Consider the following 23406-nt stretch of genomic DNA (forward strand, 5'->3'; position numbering starts at 1 on the left):
CGGCGAAAACCAGTTGACCTCAAGTTAACTTGAGGAAATAGTCTCCCATGCATGAGCATGGAAGTGACCGCCTGGCATCAGCTTTACTCGATGAACAACCGGCCGGAGCGTCGCCCGCTGAACAGGGCGACGCTCCGGCGTATCGGCGGGTTCGCCCGTCCCCACCGCCGCAGGATCGTGCTGTTCCTGGTGCTCAGCGTGGTGCTGGCGGGTTTGGCCGTGGTGTCGCCGCTGCTCGCGGGGCGGGTGGTCGACGCGATCTTCAACGGTGAGCCGCTCGGCGTGGTGGTCGTGGTCGCGCTGCTGATCGCCGGCCTGGCGCTCGCCGAGGCCGGGCTCGGCCTGCTGAACCGCTGGCAGTCGGCCACCATCGGCGAAGGGCTGATCCTCGACCTGCGCACGGCGGTCTTCGACCATGTACAGCGGATGCCGGTCGCGTTCTTCATGCGGACGCGCACCGGGGCGCTGGTGAGCCGGTTGAACAACGACGTGATCGGCGCGCAGCGCGCCTTCACCGACACCTTGTCCAGCGTGGCGGGCAACCTGGTGCAGCTCGTGCTGACGCTCACCGTGATGATCGGCATCTCCTGGCAGATCACGCTGCTCGCGCTGCTGCTCCTGCCCGTGTTCGTGCTGCCCGCGCGGCGGATGGGCGTCCGGATCGCGCGGCTGCGGCGCGAGGCCGCCGACCACAACGCCGCCATGGGCACCCAGATGACCGAGCGGTTCTCCGCGCCGGGCGCGACGCTGGTGAAGCTGTTCGGCCGTCCGGCGCGCGAGTCGGCCGAGTTCGCCGCGCGGGCGCGGCGGGTGCGCGACATCGGCGTGCGCTCGGCCATGAACCAGTCGGTGTTCGTCACGGCCCTGACCCTGGTCTCGGCGCTGGCGCTGGCCCTCGTCTACGGCCTCGGCGGCTTCTACGCCCTGCGCGACCAGCTCGAACCCGGCGCCGTGGTGTCGCTGGCCCTGCTGCTGACCCGCCTTTACGCGCCCCTCACCGCCCTGGCCAGCGCCCGGGTGGACGTGATGAGCGCTCTGGTCAGCTTCGAGCGGGTCTTCGAGGTCCTCGACCTCAAGCCGCTGATCCAGGAGCGCGCCGGCGCCCGCGACGTCCCCGAGGGCCCGGTCGCGGTCGAGTTCGACGACGTGCGCTTCGCCTACCCCGCCGCCGACAAGGTGTCGCTGGCCTCGCTGGAGGAGGTCGCCACGCTGGACTCGCGGGGCGGCGAGGAGGTGCTGCACGGCATCTCGTTCACGGCCCTGCCGGGCCAGATGGTGGCGCTGGTGGGCTCGTCCGGGGCCGGCAAGTCCACGATCGCCCAGCTCCTGCCCAGGCTGTACGACGTCGACTCCGGCGCGGTCCGCCTCGGCGGCGTGGACGTACGGGACCTGACCTTCGACGCCATCCGCGACACCCTCGGCATGGTCACCCAGGACGGCCACCTCTTCCACGAAACGATCAGGGAGAACCTGCTGCTGGCCAGGCCGGCGGCGAGCGAGGAGGAGATCTGGGACGCCCTGTCCAGGGCCCGGCTGCGCACGCTGATCGAGTCGCTGCCCGACGGCCTGGACACGGTGGTCGGCGAGCGCGGCTACCGGCTGTCCGGCGGCGAGCGCCAGCGGCTGACGATCGCCCGGCTCCTGCTGGCCAGGCCGCGCGTGGTAATCCTGGACGAGGCCACCGCCGCGCTCGACTCCACCTCCGAGGCGGCCGTCCAGGAGGCTCTGGGGGAGGCGCTGGCGGGCCGGACCGCCGTGGTGATCGCGCACCGGCTGTCCACCGTGCGGGCGGCCGACCAGATCCTGGTGATCGAGGACGGCCGCGTGGCCGAGCGGGGCACGCACGCCGAACTGCTGGCCATGGGCGGCCGCTACGAGGAGCTGTACCGCACTCAGTTCGACGAGCCGACGGTCGCGGGGGCGGTGGCCTGAGGCTCGTCCATAACCGGCGGGCGGCGGGACGGGCGCAGCGCGTACAGGCCGAGGGGGACGGCGGCCAGCACGATCACCGCCGCGATGACGAGCGTGAACTGGTAGGCGTCGAGGAAGGCGGCCAGCGGCGGCTGGTCGCTCCCGCTCTGGCGGGAGCCGAGGATCGCGCCCAGCACGGTGATGCCGAGCAGGCCGAACACCTCGCGCGAGACGTTCAGCACGCCTGAGGCCACGCCCGCCCTGTCCTTGGGCAGGCCGCCGAGGATCGCCGAGGTCAGCGGCACCAGCAGGCCGCCGCCGAGGCCGTAGAGCAGGAACCAGGGGGCCACGTCGGCGTAGTCGCCGTCGGCGCCGACGCCGGAGATCAGGTAGATCGCCGCGCCCATGAGCGCCATGCCGAGCGCCACCGTGCGCCCGGTGCCGAGCCGCGCGGAGATCCGCTGGGACGTGATGACGACGACCGCCATGACCAGGGCCATCGGCACGAACGCCAGGCCGGCCTGCGTGGGGGAGAAGCCGAGCACGTTCTGCAGCCACAGGGCGCTGAAGAAGTAGATGCCGAACACGCCGAACGACCAGATGCCCATGGTCAGCGCGCCGCCGCTGAACACCCGCGAGCGGAAGAGCGACAGGTCGATCATCGGGCGCTCGGAGCGCGTCTCGACCAGCGCGAACGCCAGGGCGGCCGCCGCCGCGAGCCCGAACGCCGCCAGGATCTCGGCCGACGTCCATCCGGCGCGGTCGCCCTCGATGAGCGCGTAGGTGAGGGAGACCAGCGCGAGCGCCGAGGTGGCCAGGCCGGGCAGGTCGAGCCGGTGCCGACGGCGGGTGAAGGCCGGCCGGACCGCCCACAGGGCCAGGCCGAGGGTGGCGATCCCGATCGGCACGTTGATCAGGTAGATCCAGCCCCAGTGCAGGTGCTCGCTGATGAAACCGCCGGCCGCCGGGCCGAGCGCCATGGACAGCGCCCCGGACGCGCTCCAGACGCCCACGGCCCTGCCGCGCTCGCCGGGCTGGGGGAAGATCTGGCTGATCAGGGTGAGCGACGTGGGCGTGAGCAGCGCCGCCCCCACGCCCTGGACGGCCCGCGCCGCGATCAGCGCGCCGCCCGAGGTGGCCAGCCCGGCGCCCAGCGAGGCCGCGGTGAAGACCGAGAGCCCGGCCAGGAACACCACGCGGGCCCCGAACAGGTCCGCGAGCCGGCCGCCGACCAGCATGAGCCCGGCGAAGACCAGGATGTACGAGCTCACGATCCACTCCAGCCCGGAGATCGTCAGCCCGAGCTCCCGCTGGATCGTCGGCAGCGCGACGTTCCCCACGTTGTTGTCGAGATAGGTCATGAAGGTGCCCAATGTCACGGCACCCAGCGCCCACCATCGCATGTCGCAACCCCCTATACGCCGTACTTGTACGCCGTACAGTTCAACTTGTACGGCGTATAGTTGTCAACCGTGATGGGAAAACTGGGCGCACGGGCCATCGCCGAGCGGGCGCTGGAGATCGGCGACACCGAGGGGCTCGACGCCGTGACGATCCGCCGGCTGGCGACCGACCTGGGCGTGACGCCGATGGCCCTCTACTGGCACTTCAAGAACAAGGACCAGCTCCTGGTCGGCATGGCCGACCACCTGATCGGCGGCTTCGTGCCGGAGCCGGCCGACGAGCGGCCCTGGCAGGACCAGCTCCGCGACCTGACGCAGGGGCTCATCAGGGTTCTGCGCACCCATCCCTGCGCCAAGAACGTCATCGAGCAGATCGACCCGATCTCCGTCCCGAACTTCCTGGTCGTCTGGGACAAGGCGCTGGGCCTGGCCCGTACGGCCGGGTTCGACGTGGAGGAGAGCTGCCTGATCACCAAGTACCTGCTGCAGAGCGCCCTGGCGATCGCCGACGCGCCCGTGCACCTCAAGGCGGGCCGGACCGGCGAGGAGATCGCCGAGATGGTCAGGGTCAAGCGGGCCGGCCTCCAGTCGCTGCCGCCCGAGAAGTATCCGCACCTGGTCGAGATGGCCTCACCGCTGGTCGCGAGCGCCGACCCGGCCTTCTACGACTCCTTCGGCGTCGATCTCGTGCTGCGCGGCATCGAGGCGCTGGCCGCCGGGCGTTAGGGTCGGGATCATGCCTTTCGAGCTGGTCTGCGAGATCGAACCGCCCACCAAGCCCGATCTGAAGCGCGTACGCCACCAGATCGGCACGCTCAGCCAGGTCGCCCACTCGTTCCTGATCCCCGACAACCACATCGGCCGGGCCACCGTGTCCAGCGTGGCCGTGGCCCACGAGGTGGAGGCGATGGGCGGGCGCAGCATCGCCTGTCTCAACTCCCGCGACCGCAACCTGCTCGGCTTCCACCGCGACCTGCTGACGGCCGCGGCGTACGGCGTCGACCAGTTCCTGTTCGTCCACGGCGACAAGCCCGCCAGCGGCAGCCGGACCAGCGACCTGACGGTCCGCTCGATGATCGAGGAGGCCAGGGGCTTCTCGCCGGCCTTCCGCGTCGGCGCGGCGGCCGGGCTGCGCCCGCTGCCCGCATGGAAGCGCGCGGCCGACTTCCTGTTCGCCCAGGTCAGCTTCTCGGTCGAGGCGCAGGTCCGGTGGCGCGAGGCCAATCAGGTCGACGTGCCGGTCTACGCGGGCGTCATGGTGCTGGCCAGCGAGCGCCACGCCCGTACGCTGGCCGCCGCCATCCCCGACATCGCCCTGCCCGGCGAGCTGGTCGAGCGGGTGGCCGCCGACCGCATGGCGGGCGTCGAGGCGGCCTGCGAGCAGGTGTTCGCGCTGCGCGACTCGGGCGCGTTCGACGGCGTGCACCTCATCCCGGTCTCGCGCTACCGCGACGTGGAGTCCAGGCTCGCCGGAGCCCTCTGAGACCTGGCGAGCGCGGCCAGCACCGCGCCGGCCAGCGCCACGGCGAACAGCACCGCGTACGCCCGCTGGAAGCCGTCCATGAGCTGCCCGACGGCCACCGGGGAGAGCGTGGACAGCGTGCCGGCGTACACCTGGGCGCGCAGCGCCGGGCCCACCGAGCTGGTCACGACGCTGAGCGACAGGCCCACGCTGATCACGATGCCGACGTTCATGATCATGACGCGGAAGCCGTTGACCACGCCCAGGCTGCCGCTCGGCAGGGCGGCCATGACCTGGGTGGTGTTGCCGGTCAGGAACGTCCCGCTGCCGCAGCCGGCCACGAACAGGGCGATCCCCGTCACCCAGTACGGCGTCGCCGGGTCGGCCGTCAGCATGAGCGCGCCGAGCCCGAGCGCGCTCATCGCCGCGCCGCCGATCGACAGCCCGTACGGCGAGACCCGCGGCCCGAGCAGCCCCGCGATCGGCGAGGCCAGCCCGATGCCCACCGGCACCGGCAGCACGCTCAGCCCGGCCGAGAACGCGTCGAGCCCGCGCGCCGCCTGGAAGTAGAGCGCGACCACCAGGATCAGCGCGGACCGCGCGAGCGCGTTGCAGAAGGAGGCCAGGTTCGCGTAGGCCAGCAGCCGGCCGCCGAACAGCCGCAGGTCCAGCACCGGGTTCGATGAGCGCCGCTCGGCCAGCACGATCAGCGGCACCAGCAGCACGAACAGCGCCGCCCCCGTCAGGACGACCGGGCTGGTCAGGCCGCCCGACCCGGCCTCGTTGACCGCCAGCAGCACGGCCGACAGCGCGGCGAACACCAGCACGTTGCCGAGCGCGTCCACCGGCTGCCTGGGCCTCTTCGGCATCTTGCGCAGGATCACCGCGCCCCAGCCGAGCGCGACCAGCCCGGCGGGCACGTTCACCCAGAAGATCCACTGCCAGCCGGCGGTCTCGGCGATCAGGCCGCCGAGCGTCGGGCCGGCGAGCTGGGCCACCGACAGCGTGCCGATGTAGACGCCCATGCTCTGGCTGAGCCGTTCGGGCGGGAACGCGTCGGTGATGATCACCGTGCCGTTGGCCAGGATCATGGCCGAGCCGATCGCCTGGAGCACGCGCATGCCGACCAGGAACCAGACGTCCGGCGACAGCCCGGCCAGCAGCGAGGCCACGGTGAACAGGGCGAAGCCCGCCAGGTACACCTCGCGCCTGCCGAGCAGGTCGGCGACCCGGCCGAAGAACACCAGGCTCGCGGTGTTGACCAGCAGGAACGCCAGCAGGATCCATCCCGACTGCGTCGCGTCGGCGTGGAAGTGCCGCACGACGGTCGGCAGCGCGACGTTGAGCGTGCTGCCGGCGATGCCGATGAGGACGAGGCCCAGGCTGGTGACCGAGCACACGCGCCAGGCGTAGCGCATGCGGGTGCCGGCTTCGGGGGTGACCGCGACCATGCCTCCCACTATGACGTACGACGTACGTCCGTTTTGTACCAGGGGTCACCTGGCTCGCTTGCGTAACCCCTCGACGTCGTGGATGACCACCCGGCGCCGGCCGGTCTCGATCAGCCCGCGGTCGCGCAGGCTCCGCAGCGCCTTGCTGACCGCCTCCCGCGAGGAACCCGTCCAGCCGGCCAGCTCGTCCTGGCTGAGCGGCAGGGCCACGCGCACGCCGGTGCTGGTGCGCTCGCCGTACCGGTCGGCCAGTTCGAGCAGCCGGGTCGCCACCCGGCCGGTGGTGTCGAACGCGCCGTACTCGACCCGCTTGCGGTCGGCGTCGCGCAGCCGGCCGACGAGGAGCTGCAGGAGCAGGACGGCGATGCGGCCGTGCGCGGCCAGGAAGCCGCTGAAGTCGCGGACCACGATGCCCTGGATCGGCTCCAGCGCGGTCACGGTGGCCGAGCGGGGCGAGCCGTCCACGGCCGACATGTCGCCCAGCAGCGCCCCTGGACCGCGTACCGCGAGGACCACCTCGGTGCCGCTGCTGGTGTGCGAGGACACCTTGACGCGGCCCTCCGTCAGCACGAGCACCCAGTCGGCCGTGTCGCCCTCGGTGATCACCGTCGTGCCGCGGTCCCACCGGCGCGGGCGCCCGGCGGCGCGCAGCGCCTCGATCTCCTCGGCGGTGAGCATGGAGAGGAACTCGCCGGGCTCTGGATCCATGCGCCGATTATGTACGCACGGCTATTGCCGTTCTATGGCATTCCAGTCAGAACGTACGCGGCCACGAGTTCCTCCCTGCCCTTGAGGCTGAGCCGTCCGAGGGCGTTCACCGAGGCGTCGCGGCCGAGCTGCCTGAGGGTCGTCTCGCCGATCACCACCGTCCCCGGCTCGGCCAGGGCCTGGAGCCTGGCGGCCACGTTGACGCAGTCGCCCATCGCGTTGAAGCCGCGTAACTCGGGGCTGCCGATGTTGCCGACCAGCGCGGGGCCGGTGTTGACGCCCACCCGGAAGGTCGGCCACTCCACCTCGTCCACGCGTCTCCAGGCCATCTCCTCGGCCACCTCGGCGGCGGCCCGCTGCATCTCCAGCGCGGCCCGGCAGGCCGCCCTGGCGTGACCGGCCTGCGGGGCGGGCGCGTTGAACAGGGCCAGCATCGCGTCGCCGACGAACTGCACGATCGTGCCGCCGTTGTTCAGCACGCACGGGACGGCGGCCGTGTGGTAGCGGTTGAGCATCTCGACGATCTCGCCGGGCGCGACCTGCTCGGAGAACGAGGTGAACCCCTTGAGGTCGGCGAAGAGCGCGGTCAGCTCCCGCAGCTCGCCGCCGAGCGCCGCCCGCGCCGGGTCGGCGAGCAGGGCGTTGGCCACGTCGGGCGACATGTACTGGCGGAAGAGGGTGTCCAGCTCCTGGTAGAGGCGGGCGTTCTCCAGCGAGATGGACAACTGGCCGGCGAGCGTGGCGGCCAGCGCCTCGTCGTGGCCGCCGCGGCCCACCGGCACCTCCAGCACGCCGGCGAGATGGCCCCTGACCGTGAGCGGGTAGGCCAGCCGGTGGTCGCGGCGGATCGGGGCGTCGCCCTCGAACTCGTACGCGCGGGAGCCGATCTGGGTCTTCCCCTCCGACACCAGTGCGATCTTGACGTCTCCGTACGCCTGCCTGACCCGGTCGAGCGCGGTGGTCAGCAGCTCGCCCTCCGGCAGGCCCACGCGGGTCTGCGCGCTCACCGCCACCAGCGCGGCCAGCCGCTCCGACAGCTCACGCTCGTGGGCCAGCGCCGTCCCGGCCCGGTCGAGCACGGCGGCCTGGCTCTCGTTGAGCCGGAACTTGCCCGACAACCGGGCCGCGGCCAGCGGCTCGCCCCGGCGTACGTGCTCGACCAGCTCCTCCAGGGCCTGGTCGTAGTCCTGCTGGAGGCGGGCGACGGTCGCCGCCAGCGTCACCGAGTCGAACAGCCCCGCGCTCGACCCCTCGCGCCGGAACTGCAGGTAGGCGCTGTAGGCCACGAACACGAAGGCGAGGGTGAGCAGCGCGTGCCACTCCCACCACGTCAGGTGCCAGTTGAGCTGCGACATCCCGGCGACCATCGCCTCGGCCAGCAGCGCGTACGCGGTGATCAGGCTGACCAGCATGGCCGACGGACGGCGGCGATGCAGCAGGAACATCAGCACGCCGGCCGCGCCGTACAGCAGGACGCCGGGGATCGAGGCAGGGCCCAGCCAGCTCATCGGCGCGACCGGCGGCGGCCGGCTGAGCTCGGTCAGCTCGGGCACCAGCGAGACCAGCGCCCACAGCAGCATGAACCCGAACAGCACCGCCCGGAGGAAGTGCTGCCCCGCCAGGACGCTCCTGGCGGCCCGCTCGCCCAGCGGCAGGGCCGAGGCGAACGCGAACATCGAGGCGATGGTGAGCCCCACCTGCTGGCCGAGGTCGAAGCCCAGCGAGCCGGTCGGCAGGATGATCCCGGGGGTGGCCAGGCCGTGCAGGAGGAAGAAGCCCGCGCTGCTGAGGAACACCATGGAGACCAGGAAGAGCCGGGCGTCCTGACGGCGGCGCGCGGCCTCGGTGATCAGCCCGCCGAGCGCCACGTTGATCCCGGCCACCGCGAGGATCATCCAGAAGTGCCCCGCGTTGTGCTGCCAGACGACGTTGAGGTGCGGCTGGGCGAGCAGCAACCAGAGCCCCAGCAGGGGAAGGGCGAGGTGGATGACCCAGACCACGCCTCGGACGGGCTGCGTGGCCGGCGGCAGGTAGGTGCTGGGCACAGACCCGATTATGCACGCGGGATCGCCGCCGCCAATGCGTCCTTTTACCCACTGCGACGACGACAGTCGGTCAATCCGGTCAGTAACCCTCCGTTTCGTGACAAATACGTTATGTAGTTTCTGTCAACCTTTGGAACGGTTGAAACGTGAATCTCATGCATCACCTGAGCATCACTCGTTCCCTGGAAGGAAAGCCGTGGCTATCAAGGTTCGCGGTGGGCGTACGCTCACCCTCGCCACTGTCGGAGCGCTCGCCGCCTCGCTCCTCGCCGTCGGTGGCGTGGCCACCGCCTCGTCGGCGGCGAGCGAGGTGTACGCCTGCGTGCACAAGAAGACGCGGTACGTCCGCATCGTCAACCCGACCACGCCGTGCCGCAAGACCGAAGAGCGGATCGTGATCGGCGGCAGCACGACGCAGCTGAACGGCGGCACCTCCGGCCCCAAGGGCGACCAGGGCCCCCAGGGCAAGCAGGGCCTCAAGGGCGACACCGGCGCGCAGGGCCCGCAGGGCCCGAAGGGCGACACGGGCCCGGTGGGCCCCCAGGGCAAGCAGGGTCTCCCCGGCAAGGACGGCCAGGACGGCAAGCAGGGCCTCCCCGGCAAGGACGGCAAGGACGGCCTCCCGGGCAAGGACGGCCAGGACGGCAAGCAGGGCCTTCCCGGCAAGGACGGCAAGGACGGTCTTCCCGGCAAGAACGGCCAGGACGGCAAGAACGGCCTCCCGGGCAAGGACGGCGAGCGCGGCCCGGCGGGCCCCCAGGGTCCCCAGGGCCCCAAGGGTGAGCCCGGCAAGGACGGCGCCGGCGCCACGTACGCCACCTACACCAACGACGCCTCCATCAACGGCCTCGGCTCGGTGACCGCCTCCTGCGACAAGGGCGGCACCCCCACCGGCGGCGGCTTCTCCTTCGGCACCCTGAAGAACGCCGAAGTCATGGGCAGCTACCCCGGCGCCTCCGGCTGGACGGTCACCGTCGCCAAGGACGACAACGGCGGCGGCAACAACCTCACCGCCGACACGCAGAGCACCCAGAGCCACGGTGGCGGCAACAACGGCACCAGCGTCTCCGGCAAGGTGTTCGTCGTCTGCATCAAGAAGGTCTGACGACCAGAGAAGGTCTGACGACCAGAGAAGGTCGAATGACCAAGAAGGTCTGACAACGCTGAAAGGGCCGGTGCGGGGTCATCCCGCACCGGCCCTTCTCGTTGCGAACGTCAGCCGAACAGCGCCGGAAGCGTCGCCGAGTGGGTCTCGCGGAGCTCCTCGACCCCCACCTCGAACACGCCCTCGACCACCAGCGACGCCCCGCCGGTGACCCCGAGCCCGTAGCACGGCACCTCGTGCCGCCCGCACAGCGCCGCGAACTCCTCGAACGCCTCCGGCCGCACCACGACCAGGGCCCGCGCGGCCGACTCGCTGAACAGGTCGGTGAACGGCTCGCCGCTCAGCGCCACCGTGGCCCCGATGCCGCGGGCCAGGCACGACTCGGCCAGAGCCACGGCCAGCCCGCCGTCGGACAGGTCGTGCGACCCCTCCAGCAGCCCGCGGGCGGCGGCCTCGACCAGCACGGTCGCCAGCGCCTGCTCGGCCTCCAGGTCGGCGTGCGGCGGCAGGCCGCCCAGGTGGCGGTGGGCCACGTGCGCCCACTCCGAGCCGCCGAACTCCTCGGCGGTGTCGCCGAGCAGCACCACCCGCAGACCCTCGGCGGTGAACCCGGACGGCACCCGCTTGGCCACGTCGTCGATGACGCCGAGCACGCCCACGACCGGCGTGGGGTTGATGGCCGTCGAGCCCGTCTGGTTGTAGAAGGAGACGTTCCCGCCGGTCACCGGCACGCCGAGGGTGCGGCAGGCGTCGGCGAGCCCGCGTACGGCCTCGGCGAACTGCCACATGACCTCGGGGTCCTCCGGCGAGCCGAAGTTGAGGCAGTTGGTGACGGCGAGCGGCTTGGCGCCGGTCACGGCCACGTTCCGGTACGCCTCGGCCAGCGCGAGCTGCGCCCCCGCGTAGGGGTCGAGCTTGGCGTAACGGCCGTTGCCGTCGGTGGACAGCGCGATGCCCCGCGTCGTCGGCTCGGCCCCGGCGATGACCTCGGAGATGCGCAGCATCCCGGCGTCGGCGGGCTGGGCCAGCACGGTGTTGGAGCGGACGTAGCGGTCGTACTGGGAGGTCACCCACTCCTTGGAGGCCAGGTTGGGCGAGCCGAGGAGCTGCAGCAGGGTGGCCCGCAGGTCGTCGGGGCGCGCCAGCCGGTCGGGGGTGTCGGCGTTGAGCGCGCCCTGCCCGGCCGGCTCGTGGTAGGGACGCTCGTAGACCGGGCCCTCGTCGGCGGCGGTGCCCGGCGGGATGTCCACGATGATCTCGCCGTCCCAGGTCATCACCAGGCGGCCGGTGTCGGTGACCTCGCCGATGACGGTGGCCGGGACGTCCCACTTGGCGCAGATCGCCATGAACGCGGGGATGTCGTCGGGCCGGACCACGGCCATCATCCGCTCCTGGGACTCGCTCATCAGGATCTCCTCGGGCTTGAGCGAGGAGTCGCGGAGCGGGACCAGGTTGAGGTCGACCTTCATGCCGCCGGTGCCCTTGGCGGCCAGCTCGGTCGTGGCGCAGGAGACGCCGGCCGCGCCGAGGTCCTGGATGCCGACGACCACGTCGGCCGCGTAGAGCTCCAGGCAGCACTCGATGAGCAGCTTCTCCATGAACGGGTCGCCCACCTGCACGGCGGGCCGCTTGGCCTGCGACTCGTCCTCGAACGTCGCCGAGGCCAGCACGGACGCGCCGCCGATGCCGTCGGGACCCGTGGACGCGCCGAACAGCACGACCTGGTTGCCCGGCCCCGGCGCGGTGGCCAGCTTGATCTGGTCTTTGCGCAGCAGGCCGACGCACAGCGCGTTGACCAGCGGGTTGCCGATGTAGCAGGGGTCGAAGACGACCTCGCCGCCGATGTTGGGCAGGCCCAGGCAGTTGCCGTAGTGGCTGATGCCCTCGACCACGCCGGGCAGCACCCGCCGGGTGTCCACGGCGTCGGCGCCGCCGAAGCGCAGCGCGTCCATGACGGCGATCGGGCGGGCGCCCATCGACATGATGTCGCGCACGATCCCGCCGACGCCGGTGGCCGCGCCCTGGTGCGGCTCGACGTAGGACGGGTGGTTGTGCGACTCGATCTTGAACGTGGCCGCCCAGCCGTCGCCGATGTCGACGACGCCCGCGTTCTCGCCCATGCCCACGAGCAGCGCCTCGGACTTGGGCGCCTTGGTGGCGAACTGCCGCAGATGCACCTTGGACGACTTGTACGAGCAGTGCTCGGACCACATGACGCTGTAGATGGCCAGCTCCGAGCCGGTGGGACGGCGACCCAGGATCGCCTTGACCCGGTCGTACTCGTCCTGCTTCATCCCCAGCTCGGCGAAGGGCATCGGCTCGTCGGGGGTCTCGGCGGCCCGCTTGACGTTGTCGGTGCTCATGCGTTCACCAGATTCTTCAGGATGGACGTGAAGAAGCCGAGCCCGTCGGTGCTCGGCGCGCCGACCAGCTCCTCCACGGCGTGCTCGGGGTGCGGCATGAGGCCGACCACGTTGCCCGCCTCGTTGCGGATGCCGGCGATGTCGTTGAGCGAGCCGTTGGGGTTGCCCCCGGCGTAGCGCACGACGACGTGGCCGCCGGACTCCAGCTCGGCCAGCGTCTCCTCGGAGGCGACGTAACGGCCCTCGCCGTGCTTGACCGGCAGCACGATCTCCTGGCCGCGCTCGAAGGAGCCGGTCCAGGCGGTGGCGGTCTGCTCCACCGTGAGCCGCTGGTCGCGGCAGACGTAGTGGAGCGAGGCGTTGCGGGTGAGCGCGCCGGGCAGCAGGTGGGCCTCGCAGAGGATCTGGAAGCCGTTGCAGGTGCCGATGACCGGCAGACCGGCCTTGGCGGCCGGGACGAGCTCGTCCATCAGCGGGGCGAACTTGGAGATCGCGCCGCAACGCAGGTAGTCGCCGTAGGAGAAGCCGCCGGGCAGGAAGACGGCGTCGACTCCCTTCAGGTCGTGGTCGGCGTGCCACAGCGGGACCGCCTGCGCGCCCACGAGGCGCACGGCTCTGGCGGCGTCCTGGTCGTCGAGAGTTCCTGGAAACGTGACTACGCCCACACGGGCAGCGCTCATGACAGTCGTCCCCTCCGAGGAATGCGCACGCGCGTGCCACCGTCTCTTTGGGGGCGGACGGCGGTCTACGGCGGTGTACTCAGATTATCGGGTGCGCGGCTGTGTTCCGGGCAGCGGGTCGGCCCCGGGTCGGACAGCGGTCAGACGGCGGCCAGCTCGCGGTGACGGGCGCCTTCGGCCTCGTCGTCCCAGGCGAGCGTCTTGCGCAGGTGGACCGTCGTGCCGCGGCCGGGCGTGGTGCCGAAGGAGATCTCGTCCACGACGGACCGCATGATGAGCAGGCCGCGGCCGTTCTCGGTGTCGGGTGGAGGGAAGTGCAGCGGCATCGACGGGAGGCCGTCGCCGCTGTCGGCGACGCGCACGTCGCAGCGGCCGTAGCCGATCGACGCCGAGACCTCGTAACGGTTGGCGGGGCCGCCGTGTCGCACCGCGTTGGAGCACGCCTCGGAGACGGCGAGCAGCATGTCGGCGATGCAGGTCTCACTCACGTTGAGTGATCGCATCGCGTCGCCAAGCACTCGCCTGACCATCGGTATGCCGATCGCATCCCGAGGCAGCGCCAACGAGAACTCAATATCCACCGGACTCCTCCGGGCTCCGGAATGTCACCTGGAGTAGGTTTCCCTGTGAAATCGGGGCTAACCGCAAAATCACGTTGTTGTTATTTAGTGTTGGCACGCCCGTGGCATTGTGGCATGCCCGAACGCGACTTTAACTCACCAGGGGTAAAACCAGGCATCAAATGTGCCTTCTACCCCTCAACCCGGACGCTGTAGTCCTCGATCACGGTGTTGGCCAGGAGTGTCTCGGCCATCTTCCGTACCTCGTCGAGGGCCGCCTCGTCGGCCGGGCCCTCCAGCTCGACCTCGAACCGCTTGCCCTGACGGACCGCCGAGACGCCGGAGAAACCGAGCCTCGGCAGCGCCCTGGCGATGGCCTGGCCCTGCGGGTCGAGGATCTCGGGCTTGAGCATGACGTCGACGATGACGCGCGCCACTACGTTCCTCCTGGGTGGAGTGGGTGCTTGGGAAAGCAAGCCTACCGGCGCGCATGGCCGTCAACACAACGGGAACGGGGAGGACATGGGGCTTGCGCGGAGGGCTGTGACGTCTGCCACGATGTCCCCAAACGCGTATGAACCACCACCACATGGTTCGCACGCACACACGGCTGGCCTCAGGTGGCGACCCCATCGACACCGGCCCCGATCGCACAGGAGCGGCACGTGACAGTCGACGCCTCTCGTGGTGCCGAAGCACCCCCTGAGCTCGTGCAGTTGCTCACCCCCGAGGGAGTGAGGGTCGAGCATCCCGACTACGACATAGACCTGACGGCCGAAGAGGTCAGGTCGCTCTACCGCGACCTGGTGCTCGTCCGGCGCATCGACCTGGAGGCCGTGGCGTTGCAGCGTCAGGGCGAGCTGGGCATCTGGGCCTCGCTGCTCGGCCAGGAGGCCGCCCAGATCGGCTCGGGCCGCGCGCTCACCGACTCCGACATGGCCTTCCCCACCTACCGCGAGCACGGCGTCGCCTGGTGCCGCGACGTCGACCCGGTCAAGCTGCTCGGCCTGTTCAGGGGCGTCAACCACGGGGGCTGGGACCCCGAGGAGCACAACTTCCACCTGTACACGATCGTGATCGGCAGCCAGACCCTGCACGCGGTCGGCTACGCCATGGGCATCCAGCGCGACGACGCCTCCGCCGCCACGATCGTCTACTTCGGCGACGGCGCCACCAGCCAGGGCGACGTGAACGAGTCGTTCATCTGGGCCAGCGTGTTCAACGCGCCCGTCGTCTTCTTCTGCCAGAACAACCAGTGGGCCATCTCCGAGCCGCTGGAGAAGCAGAGCCGCATCCCCCTCTACCGCCGGGCCTCCGGCTTCGGCTTCCCGGGCATCAGGGTCGACGGCAACGACGTGTTCGCCTGCCTCGCGGTGACCAGGAAGGCGCTCGAAGCCGCCCGTACGGGACAGGGGCCGACGCTGATCGAGGCGTTCACGTACCGGATGGGCGCCCACACCACGACCGACGACCCGACCCGCTACCGGGTGGCCAGCGAGCTGGAGGCGTGGAAGCTGAAGGACCCGATCGAGCGGGTCAAGTCGTACCTGTTCCGCAACGAGCTGGCCGACCAGGGCTTCTTCGACGCCGTGACGGCCGAGGCCGACCAGCTCGGCGCCGACCTGCGCAGGCGGTGCCTGGCGATGCCCGACCCCGAGCCGCTCGATATCTTCGACCACGTCTATCGCGAGCCCCACGCGCTCATCGACGGGGAGCGCGCTCAGTTCGCCGCCTACTTGGAGGGCTTCGAGAAATGACGGTGTTGAGCCTGTCCAAGGCGCTTAACGAGGGCATGCGCCGCGCCATGGAGGACGACCCCAAGGTCCTCATCATGGGCGAGGACGTCGGCAAGCTCGGCGGCGTCTTCCGCGTCACCGACGGCCTGCAGAAGGACTTCGGCGAAGACCGGGTCATCGACACGCCGCTCGCCGAGTCCGGCATCATCGGCACCGCGATCGGCCTGGCGCTGCGCGGCTACCGGCCGGTGTGCGAGATCCAGTTCGACGGGTTCGTGTTCCCGGCGGCCGACCAGATCATCACGCAGCTCGCCAAGATGCCGATGCGCTCGCTCGGCGCGATCAAGCTGCCCGTCGTCGTGCGCATCCCGTGCGGCGGCGGCATCGGCGCGGTCGAGCACCACAGCGAGTCGCCCGAGGCGTACTTCGCGCACACGGCCGGCCTGCGCGTGGTGGCCTGCTCCAACCCGGCCGACGCCTACACCATGATCCAGCAGGCCATCCGGAGCGACGACCCGGTCATCTTCTTCGAGCCCAAGCGCCGCTACTGGGAGAAGGCCGACATCGACACGGCCTCGACCGACTGGTGGACGCCGTTCGACAAGGCCACGGTCGTCCGGCCCGGCTCCGACGTCACGCTGCTGGCCTACGGCCCGATGGTCAAGACCTGCCTGGAGGCCGCCGCGGCCGCCGAGGACGACGGCCGCTCGCTGGAGGTGATCGACCTGCGCTCGCTCAACCCGCTGGACGAGCCGCTGGTCATGGAGTCGGTACGCCGCACCGGCCGGGTGGTCGTGGTGCACGAGGCGCCCGTCTACAGCGGCTTCGGCGCCGAGCTGGCGGCCCGGATCACCGAGCAGTGCTTCTACCACCTGGAGTCGCCCGTCCTGCGGGTCGGCGGCTTCTCCACCCCCTACCCGCCGTCGAAGCTCGAAGAGCACTACCTGCCCGACCTGGACCGGGTGCTGCACGCCGTCGACCGCGCCTTCGGGTTCTGAAAGGGGGACGCGCTTCCATGCGACGCGAGTTCAAGCTTCCCGACGTCGGGGAGGGGCTGACCGAGGCCGAGATCGTCCGCTGGCACGTGCGGCCGGGCGACGAGGTCAAGGTCAACCAGATAGTGGTGGAGATCGAGACCGCCAAGTCCATCGTCGAGCTGCCGATCCCCTGGGACGGCGTGGTCGCGGGCGTGCTGGTCGAGGAGGGCCGCACGGTCGACGTCGGCACGCCGATCGTCGCCGTGGACACCGGCGGCGAGACGGGCGGCGCCGGCCAGGGCCCCACCGGCCAGACTCTGGCCGATCAGGGCCCCGCCGATCAGGGCCCTGCCGATCAGGGCCCTGCCGATCAGGGTCTGAAGGCGCTGGCCGACGACATGGTCCCCAAGCCGCCGGAGGAGGGCGCGGTCGAGCCAGGCGCCCACGGCAGCCCCGCCCCCAAGGAGGAGCGGCAGGCGGTCCTGGTGGGCTACGGGGTCAAGACCGGCGCCTCCAAGCGCCGTCCCCGCAAGCAGCCGGCGGAGCCGATCCCGGCCGCGCCCGTGGCCAACCCGGCCCGCGTGGAGGTGCCCGGCCCGGCTCCGACGGCCCGCCCGGCCGAGGCCGTCCCCGCCGCCGCGCCCGCCGGGGCCGCGCCGGCCGGTCCCGGCCGCGTGGCCGTGCTGGCCAAGCCGCCGGTCCGCAAGCTGGCCAAGGACCTGGGCGTCGACCTCGCCACGCTCACCGGCACCGGCCCCCAGGGCTCCATCACCCGCGACGACGTGCACGCCGCCGCGCAGGGCGGTCTCCAGGCGGCGCCCGAGCCCGTCCGGCAGGCCGAGCCCCAGCGGCGGGAGGAGCGCGTGCCCGTCAAGGGCGTGCGCAAGATGACCGCCCAGGCGATGGTGGCCAGCGCCTTCACGGCCCCGCACGTCACCGAGTTCCTCCAGGTGGACGTGACGGAGACCATGGAGGCGGTCCGGCGGCTGCGGGCGCTGCCCGACTTCGCCGAGGTCAAGGTCTCCCCGCTGCTCCTGGTCTGCCGGGCCCTGCTCACCGGGGTCAGGCGGTACCCGATGATCAACTCGTCCTGGGACGAGGCGGCCCAGGAGATCGTGGTCAAGCACTACGTGAACCTGGGCATCGCCGCGGCCACCCCGCGCGGCCTCGTGGTGCCCAACATCAAGGACGCCCACGCCCTCCCGCTCCCCGAGCTGGCCAGGCAACTGGGCGCGCTGGCGGAGACGGCCAGGGCGGGCCGCACCCAGCCGGCCGAGATGGCGGGCGGGACGATCACCATCACCAACGTGGGCGTGTTCGGCGTCGACGCCGGCACCCCCATCCTCAACCCGGGCGAGTCGGCCATCCTGGCCTTCGGCCAGGTCAGGGACATGCCGTGGGTGGTCGACGGCGAGCTGGCGGTGCGCAAGGTGACCACCCTCGCGCTCAGCTTCGACCACCGGATCGTCGACGGCGAGCTGGGCTCGATGTTCCTGCGCGACGTCGGCGCGATGCTGGAGGACCCGCTCCGCATGCTGGCCTGGGGCTGAAGCCGGGCGGCGACCGCCGGGAGGGCCCCTCTCCCCGGCGGTCACCGCAGGCTCGGCCAGGGCGCCTTCTTGTCCCGCGCGCGGGGGCCGTACGACTCCAGCCACACGGGCGCGCCCACGACATGAGAGACCGCCGCGGGCCAGTCTGATACACCGTCCTCGTAGACCGGCGCGGCCCGCAGCAGCCGGGCCGTACGGTCCGGCTCGGCGAACGTGACGGGCCGGTCGTAGCGCACGCACATGCGGGAGACGTCCGCGTCGAGGTGGGTGAGCGCGAGACCGTCCACGCCGCCGGCCGCCTCGGCCGCGTACCGGTGGGCGACCGCGTCGAAGTGCCCGCGGCGGAAGGCTCCCTGCCACGGCCCCGTCACGTTGTGCGGCTCGGGCAGCTCCAGGGCCGGGTCCTCGGTCACCAGCGGGCCAGGGCCGTGCCGGGTGGTGTAGGTCCGCAACACGCCGAGCCGGGCCGCGCCGGCCCCGTCCAGCAGTTCCAGCGCGTTGGCGAAGGTGGCCGTGCTCCACGTCGTGTACGGGTCGAACCCCCACTGCTCGTCCAGCAGCACGCCCTGCGCGCCCTCGAACACCACCGGCCCCCGCCGGACCAGCCCGGCGGTGTACGACGAGTCCACCAGCCGCACCCGCTCGGCGAACGCCCGGTAGACGGCCACGCAGTCGGCCACCGGCGGCCCCTCGACCCCCAGCGCCTCCCGCAGCGTCTCCCGCAGCACGGTCAGTTTCCGCGTCAGCTCGCGCGGCGGGTCGCCCGCCCGGGGCGCGAGCGCGCCGTGCTCCAGGTGGTACGCCATCGTCTCCCCGACGCCCATCCCGCACGACCCGTGCCGCGCCCGCCCGCGCGCCAGCTCCCGCCTGCGCCCGGCCTCGACGTGGTACGGCGTCGCCAGCAGGCAGTCCCGGTCCACCGTGAGCAGCCCGAAGGGGTCGGGCACGCCGAGCCGGGCCAGGTGCTCCGCCTCGGCCGACAACGCCAGCGGATCGACCACCACGAACCGCGAGAGATGCGTGCGAACCCCCCGGAACGTCCCGGCGCCGAACTGCGCGAACGTGTGGTGCCGCCCGTCGTCCAGGACGACGTTGTGCCCCGCCTGGGCGCCCCCGTTGAACCGGACCACGGCGTGGACGGGCAGCGTGGCGCACGCCCAGTCCACGACCGTGCCCTTGCCGGCGTCGCCGTACCCGAGGTCGACGACGACCAGGTGCTCGTTCACGACCGGAGCCCGCCGAGCCCGCGCCCGCCGCCGCTGTCGAGGCCGTCGAGCGGCTCGGCGGTGACCACCGTGCCGCGGTCGAGCCTGGCCAGGGCCCGCGACACCGACGCGCCGGCCGTCGAGCCCAGGTCGGCCAGGTCCGCCAGGCCCTCGTCCAGGCCGATAGCGTCCTCGCCGAGCCCGACGGTGAGCGCGATCGTCTCGCACACGGCGTCGAGGTCGTCCAGCTCAAGCACGTTCTGGCCGAGCAGGCGGCGCCAGGAGTCGAGCACCTCGGGGTCGCCGGCGTAGCTGGCCCCCTGCGGGAGGATGAAGTAGACGTCGTACTTGCGGGTCAGCTCGGCCACGACGTCGTCCACCCCGAGCGGCGCGGTCAGCCGGTCGCCGACGAGGTCCTTGACGTGGTTCCTGGACACCCGCTGGTAGGGCATCTCGTCGCCGATGACGAACAGGTAGCCGCGCTTGCCGCGCTTCTCGTGGCAGTCGATCGAGGTGTGCCTGGCCATGAAGTACAGGGCCAGCTCGTAGGACTCGCGCTTCTGCCCGCCGCCGCCGCCCTCCAGCAGGATCAGGCCGAGCTGGTCGTCCATGCGGTTGTCGGACTCGAACTGGCCGATCTGCAGCGGCGCCCGGTCGCAGGTGGCGTCGCCGATCGCGCCGAACATGATCTGCGGGTCGGTGGCGTACCCCTTGCGCAGCAGCAGCCCGAGCAGGTCGGGCAGGCGGGTCTGCAGCGCGCGGGGGACCGCGCGCATCGAGCCGGTCACGTCGAAGAGCACGGCGATGGCCAGCGAGTCGGGGTGCTCGGCCGAGTCGCGGCTCTCCCGCGTCACGCCGAAGGGGTCGAGGTCGGGGTGGACGCGCCGGGCCCCGCCGTCGCTGTAGGCGAAGGCGCTGGAGCCGGTGGCCGCGCGGTAGCGCGCGGCGGAGTCGTAGACGTTCGTGGACCAGATTCCGCTGCCCATGGCAGCCTCCCTCAAAGGTGGAGCGGACGGTACGTACGGGGCCCGTAGAGGTCGTCGAGCAGGTCGTCGAGCTCGCGCAGCAGCTCCCACGCGTCCGACGGCGGGCGCAGCAGGCAGCCGCGGACGAAGGCGCGCATCCGGCGCGGGCACTCGCCCATCAGTCGGTCGACGCACCGGGTCAGGGCGGCGATGTCGGCGCGCTCGTCGAGCCGGTCGCCGTGGCACCAGTCGACCAGCACGAGCCCGTGGTCGAGCGGATGGACGAGGACGTGGCGCGGGAGCACGGCGCCGTGCGCGACGCCGGCCCGGTGGGCGAGCCCGGCGGCCACGAGCAGCCGCCGCCAGATCCAGGCCACGTCGCGCGGGTCGAGGCCGGTGCCGGCGCGTTCGAGGGTGACGAACCCGGCGGGCGCCCGGCTGATCACGTTGGCCTGCCGGACCACGTCGCCGCCGCGGTAGCGGAAGCTCGCGACGAGACGGGGGACGTACGGCAGGAAGCGCGGGTCGCCGTCGGCCGCGATCTTCCGCAGCGCGGCGGCCTCGCGGACCAGCAGCCGGTCGGCGGCCGGGGCGCGGGCGACCTTGAGCAGCGAGTCGCGCGGGGAGGCCGACTCCGTGCCGCGCCCGGCCGGGTACAGCACGGCCGTGCCGCCCTTGTGCAGCGGCGGCCCGACCAGGAAGTCGCCGACCCGCTGACCCCGGTGGTAGGTCTCCCAGAGCGCGACCAGCCGCTTGAACGCCTCCTCGCCGCCCGGCGCGAGGTCGGGATGCAGCGCCCTGGCCAGCCGCCGGTAGACGCGGGCCGCGGACCCGCCGGCGAAGAGCTCCTGGGCCGATCGCGCCCCCATGACGATCGCCGCCGCCCGCTCGGTGTTCATCGCACCTCCTCCTCCCGGGCGGGCCGCAGCAGCGCGGGGTGGAGCAGCCGGGCGTCGCCCGCGCGGTAGAGCTTGGCCCGCGGCCCGCCCCTGGGGCCGCCGGTCTCGGTGGTCTGGCCGGTGCTCTCGACGAACCCGGGCACGGACAGGACCTTGCGGTGGAAGTTGCCCGCGTGCAGCGGCGTGCCCCACACGGTCTCGTAGATCAGCCGCAGCTCGGAGACGGTGAACTCGGCGCCGGCGAAGGCCGTGGCCAGCGGCGTGTACTCCAGCTTCGACCGGGCCCGCTCGACGCCGTCGGCCAGGATGCGGGCGTGGTCGAAGGCCAGCGGCGGCACGTCGTCGACCGGGTGCCAGACGGCCGCGGCGGCGTCCGTGCCGGGCCGGGGGTCGGGCAGGTCGGGGGCGAAGGCGAGGTAGGAGATCGACACCACCCGCATGCGGGGGTCGCGGCCGGGGCCGCCGTAGCTGGCGAGCTGCTCGATGTGCGCCGGGCGGGTGGCCACGCCGGTCTCCTCGGCCAGCTCGCGCACCGCCGCCTCGGCCAGGTCCTCGTCCGGCTTGATGAAGCCGCCGGGCAGGGCCCAGCGGCCCGCGTACGGCTCCACGCCGCGCTCGACGATCAGGACGTGCAGCCGCCGGTCGCGGATGGTCAGCGCCACCACGTCGACGGTGACCGCGACCGGCGCGTAGAGCCGGGGGTTGTAGCCGGCCAGGAACTCTTCCATCCCCAAGTCCTTCTCAGTTCGAGTCAATCTCAACATGAGAATAACCAGGCCGACGGGGATGTGTCGATAGGGTTGGCGCATGATCCGTCACATTGTGCTGTTCACCTGGGCCGACGACGCCACCGACGAGCAGAAGGCCGCGGTCGCGACCGAGCTGCGCAAGCTGCCGGGCGAGATCCCGCAGCTACGGGCGTACACGGTGGGGCCCGACGCCGGCATCACGCCGGGCAACCACGAGTTCGCCGTGGTCGCCGACCTCGACAGCGTGGACGACTTCGTGATCTACCGCGACCATCCCCGGCACCAGGCCGTGATCGCGGAGTACATCAAGCCGATCCTGGCCACGCGCGCCGCGGTGCAGCTCAGCCTCTAGAACTCGGGCGGGTGGTTCTCGCGGTGCATCAGCCGGTCGTCGGAGGTGCGCCCGCGCCGGGGCGCGAGCACGATGCTGAGCACGACGCCGACGCCTCCGACGATCATGAAGATGACGCCGATGATGTCCATGTGCACGCTCTGGCCGAACACGTCGGGTTCGATGGCGAACCGCAGGATGGCGCCGAGCGTGAGGAAGAAGATGCTGACCCCGACACCCATGACGACCTCCAGGCAAAGGCGAGATGTGCCCACGGTCATACCCGGGTATCGGTGACCACACCCCCGCCGCGTCAGGCGAGACAGGACAGTGGCCGCCCGCCGTTGCAGGCGATCATGTCCTGGACGGCCGCGCCGACGTCGATCGGCGCGCCCGGCGGGCGGCCGTCCAGCTCGGCGTAGGCCCGGTGCAGGTTGCCCACCAGGCGTTCGGGGTCGAGCAGCGCGCCCCACTCGCCGAGGTCGGTCTCCCGCGCCGTCTCCAGGGGCGTCCGGCCCGCCGCGTGCCCCCGCCGGGCGGTCTCCTGGACGAACCGCAGGTATCCCTCGACCCGGTCGTAGACCTCCGGCCCGCACACCTCGCCGTGCCCGGGGACGATCGTCTCCGCGCCCAGCCCCCTGAGCGTGCCGAGGGCGGCGATCGCCCCGGCCACCGACCCCATCAGGACGAACGGCGTGCCGCCGTTGAAGACCAGGTCGCCGGAGAACAGCACCCGCCGCTCCGGGATCCAGACGATCGAGTCGTTGGTCGTGTGCGCGGCCGGCCCGACGTGCCGCACCTCGCAGCGCAGGTCGTCGGACCAGAGGGTGACCCCCTCGGTGTACGTCAGGAACGGCGGCGCGACCTCCATCGCCCCCCACACCACCTCCGGCGACCAGGCCCCCCGGTACGCCGGGACCCCGTCGGCCAGGATCTGGGCGCGCACGCCCTCGTGCCCGACGATCGTGGCCTCGGGGAACAGCCAGTTGCCGAAGGTGTGGTCGCCGTGGTGGTGGGTGTTGACCAGCGTGGTGATCGGCCTGCCGCTCACCTTGCCGACGGCCGCCCGCAGGTCGCGGGTGCGGCGCTCGGTCGAGCAGGCGTCCACGCAGATCACGCCGCGCCGCCCGGCCAGGAAGCCGGTGTTGTTGATCCACCAGCTCCCGTCGGGCTGGACGTAGGCGTAGACGCCCTCGGAGACCTCTTCGACGCGCGGCGGGGGCAGGGGGTGGTCATGAGGTGAGGAGCTCATGACCGGAACCTAACAGCGACGCCCGCCCCCGGACGGGAGGCGGGCGTCACGGAC

Annotated in this window: 22 protein-coding genes; 8 read left to right on the forward strand and 14 right to left on the reverse strand. The window is 71.8% G+C overall.

The window, feature by feature from the left end; genetic code table 11:
• The first annotated feature begins 51 nt into the window (after positions 1-51).
• Positions 52-1932, forward strand: a complete 1881-nt coding sequence (locus ACIBST_RS42885; RefSeq protein WP_397179245.1) for an ABC transporter ATP-binding protein — start codon at positions 52-54, stop codon at positions 1930-1932.
• Here the strand turns inward: ACIBST_RS42885 and ACIBST_RS42890 are convergent.
• Positions 1893-3314, reverse strand: a complete 1422-nt coding sequence (locus ACIBST_RS42890) for an MFS transporter (RefSeq protein ID WP_397179246.1) — start codon at positions 3312-3314, stop codon at positions 1893-1895. The genes ACIBST_RS42885 and ACIBST_RS42890 overlap by 40 nt on opposite strands.
• Positions 3315-3386: 72 nt before the next feature.
• On the opposite strand from ACIBST_RS42890, the gene ACIBST_RS42895 reads away from it, so the two are divergent.
• On the forward strand, positions 3387-4040 hold the full coding sequence (locus tag ACIBST_RS42895; protein ID WP_397179272.1) for a TetR/AcrR family transcriptional regulator: 654 nt from the start codon (positions 3387-3389) through the stop codon (positions 4038-4040).
• Positions 4041-4050: 10 nt separating this feature from the next.
• The gene (locus tag ACIBST_RS42900; RefSeq protein WP_352320480.1) at positions 4051-4797 is read left to right on the forward strand and encodes a methylenetetrahydrofolate reductase; all 747 of its coding nucleotides are present in this window, start codon (positions 4051-4053) and stop codon (positions 4795-4797) included.
• Here the strand turns inward: ACIBST_RS42900 and ACIBST_RS42905 are convergent.
• The 3 genes from ACIBST_RS42905 to ACIBST_RS42915 are packed head-to-tail and all read right to left on the reverse strand — an operon-like array spanning position 4758 to position 8980.
• A complete protein-coding gene (locus tag ACIBST_RS42905; protein ID WP_397179247.1) occupies positions 4758-6227 on the reverse strand; it encodes an MFS transporter in 1470 nt (489 codons plus the stop codon). The two genes, ACIBST_RS42900 and ACIBST_RS42905, sit on opposite strands and share 40 nt — an antisense overlap.
• Before the next feature lie 45 nt (positions 6228-6272).
• The gene (locus ACIBST_RS42910) at positions 6273-6935 is read right to left on the reverse strand and encodes a Crp/Fnr family transcriptional regulator (RefSeq protein WP_397179248.1); all 663 of its coding nucleotides are present in this window, start codon (positions 6933-6935) and stop codon (positions 6273-6275) included.
• 32 nt (positions 6936-6967) lie between these two features.
• On the reverse strand, positions 6968-8980 hold the full coding sequence (locus ACIBST_RS42915; protein ID WP_397179249.1) for an adenylate/guanylate cyclase domain-containing protein: 2013 nt from the start codon (positions 8978-8980) through the stop codon (positions 6968-6970).
• Positions 8981-9176: 196 nt separating this feature from the next.
• Between ACIBST_RS42915 and ACIBST_RS42920 the strand changes: the two genes are divergently transcribed.
• Positions 9177-10085, forward strand: a complete 909-nt coding sequence (locus tag ACIBST_RS42920) for a hypothetical protein (RefSeq protein ID WP_397179250.1) — start codon at positions 9177-9179, stop codon at positions 10083-10085.
• 110 nt (positions 10086-10195) lie between these two features.
• Here ACIBST_RS42920 and purL read toward each other — a convergent pair whose 3' ends face one another.
• The 4 genes from purL to purS form a co-directional block, all read right to left on the reverse strand.
• Entirely contained in the window at positions 10196-12448 is a 2253-nt protein-coding gene (purL, locus tag ACIBST_RS42925) for a phosphoribosylformylglycinamidine synthase subunit PurL (protein WP_397179251.1), read from the reverse strand.
• Complete coding sequence (purQ, locus tag ACIBST_RS42930) at positions 12445-13128, reverse strand: phosphoribosylformylglycinamidine synthase subunit PurQ (RefSeq protein ID WP_352361051.1); 684 nt, start codon at positions 13126-13128, stop codon at positions 12445-12447. Before purQ ends, purL begins: the two co-directional genes overlap by 4 nt.
• A gap of 140 nt (positions 13129-13268) precedes the next feature.
• A complete protein-coding gene (locus ACIBST_RS42935; RefSeq protein WP_397179252.1) occupies positions 13269-13658 on the reverse strand; it encodes an ATP-binding protein in 390 nt (129 codons plus the stop codon).
• Between the two features lie 221 nt (positions 13659-13879).
• Complete coding sequence (gene purS / locus ACIBST_RS42940; RefSeq protein ID WP_352320496.1) at positions 13880-14125, reverse strand: phosphoribosylformylglycinamidine synthase subunit PurS; 246 nt, start codon at positions 14123-14125, stop codon at positions 13880-13882.
• Positions 14126-14353: 228 nt separating this feature from the next.
• On the opposite strand from purS, the gene pdhA reads away from it, so the two are divergent.
• The 3 genes from pdhA to ACIBST_RS42955 are packed head-to-tail and all read left to right on the forward strand — an operon-like array spanning position 14354 to position 17951.
• Positions 14354-15445, forward strand: coding sequence for a pyruvate dehydrogenase (acetyl-transferring) E1 component subunit alpha (gene pdhA / locus ACIBST_RS42945; RefSeq protein ID WP_352320498.1), 1092 nt, complete (start codon positions 14354-14356; stop codon positions 15443-15445).
• Positions 15442-16422: an alpha-ketoacid dehydrogenase subunit beta gene (locus tag ACIBST_RS42950; protein WP_352320500.1), complete on the forward strand. Its 981-nt coding sequence runs from the start codon at positions 15442-15444 to the stop codon at positions 16420-16422. The genes pdhA and ACIBST_RS42950 overlap by 4 nt, the downstream gene beginning before the upstream one ends.
• Positions 16423-16439: 17 nt before the next feature.
• On the forward strand, positions 16440-17951 hold the full coding sequence (locus ACIBST_RS42955; protein WP_397179253.1) for a dihydrolipoamide acetyltransferase family protein: 1512 nt from the start codon (positions 16440-16442) through the stop codon (positions 17949-17951).
• A gap of 41 nt (positions 17952-17992) precedes the next feature.
• On the opposite strand, the gene ACIBST_RS42960 is transcribed toward ACIBST_RS42955, so the two are convergent.
• From ACIBST_RS42960 to ACIBST_RS42975, 4 genes are read right to left on the reverse strand one after another with little or no spacing between them, the layout of a single operon-like run.
• Positions 17993-19177: an adenylosuccinate synthetase gene (locus tag ACIBST_RS42960; protein ID WP_397179254.1), complete on the reverse strand. Its 1185-nt coding sequence runs from the start codon at positions 19175-19177 to the stop codon at positions 17993-17995.
• Complete coding sequence (locus ACIBST_RS42965) at positions 19174-20142, reverse strand: hypothetical protein (RefSeq protein WP_397179255.1); 969 nt, start codon at positions 20140-20142, stop codon at positions 19174-19176. Before ACIBST_RS42965 ends, ACIBST_RS42960 begins: the two co-directional genes overlap by 4 nt.
• An 11-nt stretch (positions 20143-20153) precedes the next feature.
• Complete coding sequence (locus ACIBST_RS42970; RefSeq protein WP_397179256.1) at positions 20154-21020, reverse strand: molecular chaperone DnaJ; 867 nt, start codon at positions 21018-21020, stop codon at positions 20154-20156.
• Complete coding sequence (locus tag ACIBST_RS42975; RefSeq protein WP_358302027.1) at positions 21017-21748, reverse strand: NUDIX hydrolase; 732 nt, start codon at positions 21746-21748, stop codon at positions 21017-21019. Before ACIBST_RS42975 ends, ACIBST_RS42970 begins: the two co-directional genes overlap by 4 nt.
• Before the next feature lie 79 nt (positions 21749-21827).
• Here ACIBST_RS42975 and ACIBST_RS42980 point away from each other — a divergent pair, with 79 nt between their 5' ends.
• Positions 21828-22121, forward strand: coding sequence for a Dabb family protein (locus ACIBST_RS42980; RefSeq protein WP_358302030.1), 294 nt, complete (start codon positions 21828-21830; stop codon positions 22119-22121).
• On the opposite strand, the gene ACIBST_RS42985 is transcribed toward ACIBST_RS42980, so the two are convergent.
• Entirely contained in the window at positions 22118-22342 is a 225-nt protein-coding gene (locus ACIBST_RS42985; protein WP_397179257.1) for a hypothetical protein, read from the reverse strand. The genes ACIBST_RS42980 and ACIBST_RS42985 overlap by 4 nt on opposite strands.
• Before the next feature lie 71 nt (positions 22343-22413).
• A complete protein-coding gene (locus tag ACIBST_RS42990; protein WP_397179258.1) occupies positions 22414-23352 on the reverse strand; it encodes an MBL fold metallo-hydrolase in 939 nt (312 codons plus the stop codon).
• Positions 23353-23406 lie beyond the last annotated feature (54 nt).

The sequence above is a fragment of the Nonomuraea sp. NPDC049684 genome (assembly GCF_044465345.1).
Taxonomy (GTDB): Bacteria; Actinomycetota; Actinomycetes; order Streptosporangiales; family Streptosporangiaceae; genus Nonomuraea.